This window comes from Flavobacterium caeni, from assembly GCF_900101895.1.
Taxonomy (GTDB): Bacteria; Bacteroidota; Bacteroidia; order Flavobacteriales; family Flavobacteriaceae; genus Flavobacterium; species Flavobacterium caeni.
Window position 1 is genome coordinate 1 of record NZ_FMVF01000040.1, and the last position, 6,021, is coordinate 6,021.

Sequence of the window (6,021 nt, forward strand, 5' to 3'; positions counted from 1 at the left end):
AGCTTTTTGTATGTATTTATCTTGTCGAGATTGCGCTTATTCTTGTACTCATCATCGGCGCAGAACTGGGCGAGTTTCGCATCATATTTGTCTTTGGGATTTACGACCCATTTTTTGACCTCCCGATGGATCGACGATCTGTTCCTTTCGAGCCTATCGGCGATGTATGAAATCGATCTTTTTTCGGCAAGTAAAGTTTGTATGATGACTCTTTCTTCGAGTTTGAGGCGTGTTCTTTTTTTGTCCATAAGGCAGCAAATCTAAGGATTAGACTTGTTGCATTAAGTTATTGAATTGTCCTTCGTGGTTTTGCGCTTGCTGGTAACGTTCCCTTACTACACGCAGTAGCGGGAATTGTAGCAGAGTACTCTCTGCCGAGATAAAACTAAGCAAAACCAATAAATTTTGCTATCTTTTTTTTCTGCAAAATTTATGGTTTTGCGATTGGTTTTGTATATTTGAAATCACCTCAAGACCAGCTATTGCTTGTAGTAAGTGTTACAGGCTGGCGTTTTCGTAAACTATCTATTTATTTTCAACCTTTTAACCCATTTATACACTTCGACCCACAACACCGACACGGCAGCAATTAAAATTGAGATTAAGAATTGCTGGAAATTTATACTACTCAATTGAAAGAAAGAAGCGAATGGCGGAATATAGAGTATTGCAATAAGTAAAACCAAAGATGCTCCAAGTATTAATGGGAACAATGTATTTTTATTTTTAAAACTATCAAATACACTGTAAATGAATGAGCGATTAACCATACTCAAAAACACATTTGCAAATACTAAAGTTGTGAAAACTATTGAACGTGTAGTTGCTTCATTACTACCGTTTTGTACAGCATACTGATATGCAGTTAGAACGCCTGCGGTAATGGCCAATCCCTGAATAATACTAATGCTTAATTCTTTCCAGCTCAAGAATGTCTCGGTCATTTTACGTGGTTTCTCTAGCATTGTATTTTTTTCCATCGGCTCATTTTCATAGACAATAGAACAGGTTGGCCCCATTATTAGCTCCAAGAAAATAACATGTACCGGTGTGAAAATATGCGGATATATCCAACCCAAAAACAAGGGTAAAGAAACCGTTAGAATAATCGGAATATGAATGGATATAATATATTGAATGGCTTTTTTGAGATTGGAATAAATTCTTCTTCCAGCCGCTATTCCAGTGATCAATTTGTCTAAATCATCATTTGCAATAACCAATGCTGCCGCTGCTTTTGCGATTTCTGTTCCTTTATTTCCCATCGCTACACCAATATGAGCTGCTTTCAAAGCAGGTGCATCATTCACGCCATCTCCCAGCATGGCCACCACTTCATCGTTCTTTTTAAGAGCGTTTACAATTGCCAATTTTGCCTCGGGGAACATACGCGTAAACAGTGTGGTGCTTTTAGAAAGTTCCATCAATTCGGTTTCTGTATGATGAACGATATCGGTTCCGTTTACTGCTGCTGTTTCGTTTATAATTCCTGCTTGATGCGCAATAGACCTTGTTGTATCTGCATTGTCTCCTGTGATGACTTTTACCTTGATGCCTGCAGCATATATCTTTTTAAATACTTCTTGAATGTTCGCTTTCGGTGGATCGTAGAAAACAGTGAATCCTAAAAAGTCAAAAGAAAAATCTTGTTGTTTTTCAGGAAAGTGATTGCCTTCAAAATTACATTTAGCCACGCCCAGTACTCGGTACCCTTGCGCTCCGAAATTGATGATATGTTGTCGTAAATCGTCCTTCTCGCTTTCCGTAAGATTAGAAACGGCAAGAATGGCTTCGGGCGCACCTTTGGCTGCAATAATTCTTTCACCTAAACTATTTTCAAAAAGATGCGTCATCATTGGAGGTTTCCCTTCTAATGGATATTCGTGTATCATTTGAAAATTCTTCCGCTCATCATTGGATTGTGTTTGCTCATAAATTTGATGCAGTGTTTTTTCCATGGGATCAAACGGAATGGGTTCACTACTCCACATAGCGAAACGAATAAGCTCTGAAAGCTCAGGTGTATTGAATTGCGTATCCTCAAAAACCTTGTTTGATTTGTAATCAAATAAAAGTTTCAGTCGCATGGAGTTTTCAGTAATAGTTCCCGTTTTGTCCGTACAGATCACTGTAGTACTGCCCAATGTTTCGACCACACTACTACGTTTAATTATCACACCTTCACTCATTAATTTCCAGGCACCTAAAGCCATAAAAGTAGTAAAGGCTACAGGGATTTCTTCTGGAAGCACAGACATGGCCAAGGTTAATCCAGCGAGTAAACTTTGTATGATGTCTCCTGATTTCCAGTAACTAAATCCCCAAACCATCAGAAACACGATAACACCAATAATCGCCATTCCCTTTACAAATTTGGTAATCTGAATTTGCAGTGGCGAATGAACTTCTTTGATATCTTGAATGGATTGACTGATTTTCCCTAGTTTGGTTTCTGCTCCAATTTTCTCTACATTAAAGATGGCCAAACCAGATACTACCAGCGTTCCGCTATATATTTTTCTATCTTCGGTTTCTTGACTTTTAAATACTGAAAAACTTTCACCTGTTAGTGAGGCTTCATTAACTGAAAAATCATTGCTGTGCACAATTTCGCCATCAGCACTAATCATTTTTCCTTCTTCGACAATGCATAAATCGCCAACGGCAATTTCGTTTGTGGGAATTTGCATCACGATTGAATCTCTGATAACAGTACTTAACGGTTCGTTCAATTTTTTCAACGCTTCCAGTGCTTTTTTACTGCGATTGTCTTGATAGAATGAAATGCCAGAAACGACAATAATAGCGCCCAACATAAAAATAGCTTCGGAATAATTGCCAACTATTATATAAATAACTGTTACCGCAATAAGCAAAAGCAGCATTGGTTCTTTCAAAATATCGAGCAACATCCTATACCACGCATTTTTTTTAATAGCGTCTATTTGATTGAAACCAAATTTTTTTCGAGAGGTTTTTAATTCCTCAGTTGTGAGACCTTTAATGTGTTTGGGGACATTATACTGCATCAGTCTAATTTTTTAAAAACATAAACTGTTAGATTTATTTAAATTACTGTAAAAAGCGTTTTAGTGCATTTTTCCACGCTTGCCTGTAACGTGTCGCCTGTAAGCGCATTCGCGATGCCAGCGAAACGAGTTGTCTCTGCCGAAGATAAAATTTTATTCGTGAAACCACAACTTCCGGCTACCAAAATCTAGCGTAATGAGCTTACAGGCTGTTAGTGGCAGGATATCTACTTTTCGTTAACTTTCATTTCTTTGCAATTTCATTTTTTTGAACAAAATAAGTTAGTATAATAGATGAGAAACCAAATATCATTAATACATCTCTATATAAATGATAGTTTAACCATTTGTCTCTTATACTTGCCCAATTAATTGGTATAGTTGTACTCGTCCAGCTATTAAAAAGGTCGTTTATTGGACCATTATATTCTAAAGCTATAAAGGTATCACAAACCAGGAAAATTGTTGCGAGAATAATAAGCAATCCTTTATTCTTGTTCTTTTCGCTAAAAAAAAGAATGGTAAGTAATATATATAATGAAAAAAGGAATGTAAAGACTATTGGAGCTACTTTTCTTATAACTAAATCTAAAGGGCGATGCATTTCAATAAACGTTGTCCCTGAAATCTCATAAGTAAAAGTAAAAAAGCAAAAATCGTACAAACGTGCGGCACTTAATCCCATAACAAAAGTTAGAAAAAATAGTAACGCATTTTTAGAAAAATTTAGAAAGCGGGGGAGCTTTTTTACTGCTACATGTTTGCTTGAAGGCACAAAATAAGTTATCACAAAACAAAGCCATCCCAACATTCCAAGTAAGCCATAAATCTCGATATATTTAAACCACTCATCTTTTAGACTAATCCAATTCGAAGGTAATTTGTCGGGTGCCCATCCTTCTATTTGAGAAGCAATTGGATAAGCATAATTTATGATAATGAATACACCTATAAGATTCGCAAACACCGCAAAAACAGTAAATATACCTTTAAGTTTCTTTTGGTCTTTCAAAAACAAAACAGATTGAATAATAAGAAAAATTGAGGGAATCAGATTTAATATGATAAGTCCTTTTATATGTACACATTTCTCTGCATTGTTGAACCAATCTAAAAATATATCTGCACTTACTGAACCTTTTAAAGAATCTGGTGAACCATATCCAGTTGAAGCAGATGTTGCTGCTAGAATAGTTGTTACGAATAGAAAAGTCTTTTTGAACATAGTGTTTTCTTTTTATCGTTAAATGCTATTTGTGGTAATCTTGCCACTAACGTTTCGCGCATTTGCGTGGTCGCGTCAGCGCGAACTGAGTTCTCTCTGTCAAGATAAAAATTTCTTCGTGAAACAACAACTTCCGGCTACCGAAATCGAGCGCTTTGAGTAAATGCGCGGTTAGTGGCTTTGCAGCGTTTATCTAAATTTCCCAGTTTCATATTCAAATTGAATTGTCTTTTCACCAGATAATTTGTCAACTTCACCAAAGCTTATTTTAGCTTTGTTTTTATCATACCATTCTTTCCAAAGTTTGACTTCTTCAATTTTTGGGAAATAAACGTGACCAAAATAGTTTAAGTCTTCTTTTTTAGGTTTTATTCCGGAAAGTTGCGCAATCAAATTAGTTATGTGACATTTACAAAAAACATCGTAATCATGCCAAGTGAAATATTCGAAAAAATTTTAGCTCGTAAAATTGAAACTTTTAAATCCGTTTTTTTAGAAGATAGTGAGGGAATTTTTAAAATAGACGGAAAGTTATTCCATGCTCAAGAGTTTGGTACATATCGCGAAAGAGTTTTAATCGAAATCATAAAAAGCGTTATACCTGAAAGAATTCAAGTAAAAGATGGGTTTGTTATAACCTCTGAAAATAGAGGTAGCACGCAATGTGATGTAATTCTTTACGATAGTGACAATACGCCTGTAATCAACGACGGTGTCTTAAGATTTTTCCCAATAGAGTCGGTTTTAGCAATCGGCGAAGTCAAATCTGTTATACGAAGTAAAGCTGAACTAAAAGAAATTCTTGAAAAATTAGCAGCCCAAAAAAAGTTGGATCAAGATATTTCTAGTTTTCGGGCAGAAGGTGAAATAATAACAACATTTTTGGTATGTAAGAAAATAGATTTCGAATTTACAATAGATTTCAACGACTTATACGAGAACGTTGAAAATAAATTTAGACATAATTTTATCTTAAGTCTTGAAGACGGGTTAATTGCCTACTCTATAGAAAGAGAATATTTTAGTGACGCCAACAAAGAAGCATTCGACCATGTATTTAAAGGTGTGAGTAAGATGTGTGAATATCCAGTAGTGCGAGGTGATTTAATGCCAAGTGTAATTGTAAAAAGTAGCGTTACAGAACCAAATATTCACATAAAAATGTTTTTGCACGCAATCGGTAGTACGTTAGAGCATGTAAGGAAACCAAGAATTGAATTGCAAAATTATTATAGCAAGGGCGAATAAACGTCACATAACCGCCGTTAGGCGCAATTGCTATATTTTCAGTAAATTATCAGCGTTCTCACGAACAAAAATTGTCGTCGCGGAGACGACTCAGCCCGCTTTGACGCAACTGCGCCTAGCGGCCTAACGGTAAATGAATTTCATATCCATTTCCATCTAAAATTCCTTGTTCAATTTCGACGATTGAAGAATATACAATTTCCGCCGCAGAATTATCATTTTTAGAATTCTGACTAAAAGTTTGAATTGCAAAAAGTAATATTAGATAAAATATTTTTTTCATTCATTAGGTTTTTCAGCGTCTCGCGGCTGCATTGCCACTAACGTTTCGCGCAGTTACGCAGGAGCGGAAAAGCGGACTGAGTTCTCTCTGCCAAGATAGAACATTCTACGTGAAAAACGAACGTTCAACTTACTGAAATCGAGCTCTTGCTTAACTGCGCTGTTGTGAGAAGTGCTAAGGTTTTACCCTTGTAATTTTGTTATCTTTTAGAATTACAAGATCGCTATTCATACGTT

Annotated in this window: 6 protein-coding genes; 1 reads left to right on the forward strand and 5 read right to left on the reverse strand. The window is 36.0% G+C overall.

Features of this window, described 5'->3' with window-relative positions; genetic code table 11:
- The 4 genes from BLP55_RS16145 to BLP55_RS16160 form a co-directional block, all read right to left on the reverse strand.
- Positions 1-248: helix-turn-helix domain-containing protein (locus BLP55_RS16145; protein WP_139149790.1), on the reverse strand; the 248-nt coding region annotated here is incomplete at its 3' end.
- Positions 249-521: 273 nt separating this feature from the next.
- Positions 522-3,029 (reverse strand): cation-translocating P-type ATPase, encoded by a 2,508-nt coding sequence (locus BLP55_RS16150; protein WP_091147255.1) that lies wholly within the window; start codon positions 3,027-3,029, stop codon positions 522-524.
- Positions 3,030-3,273: 244 nt separating this feature from the next.
- Complete coding sequence (locus BLP55_RS16155; RefSeq protein WP_091147258.1) at positions 3,274-4,254, reverse strand: hypothetical protein; 981 nt, start codon at positions 4,252-4,254, stop codon at positions 3,274-3,276.
- A 189-nt stretch (positions 4,255-4,443) separates the two neighbouring features.
- A complete protein-coding gene (locus BLP55_RS16160; protein WP_091147261.1) occupies positions 4,444-4,647 on the reverse strand; it encodes a hypothetical protein in 204 nt (67 codons plus the stop codon).
- A 36-nt stretch (positions 4,648-4,683) separates the two neighbouring features.
- Here BLP55_RS16160 and BLP55_RS16165 point away from each other — a divergent pair, with 36 nt between their 5' ends.
- Entirely contained in the window at positions 4,684-5,502 is an 819-nt protein-coding gene (locus tag BLP55_RS16165) for a DUF6602 domain-containing protein (protein ID WP_139149791.1), read from the forward strand.
- 115 nt (positions 5,503-5,617) lie between these two features.
- Here the strand turns inward: BLP55_RS16165 and BLP55_RS17110 are convergent, their stop codons facing one another.
- A complete protein-coding gene (locus tag BLP55_RS17110; RefSeq protein WP_170826902.1) occupies positions 5,618-5,785 on the reverse strand; it encodes a hypothetical protein in 168 nt (55 codons plus the stop codon).
- Positions 5,786-6,021: the final 236 nt, after the last annotated feature.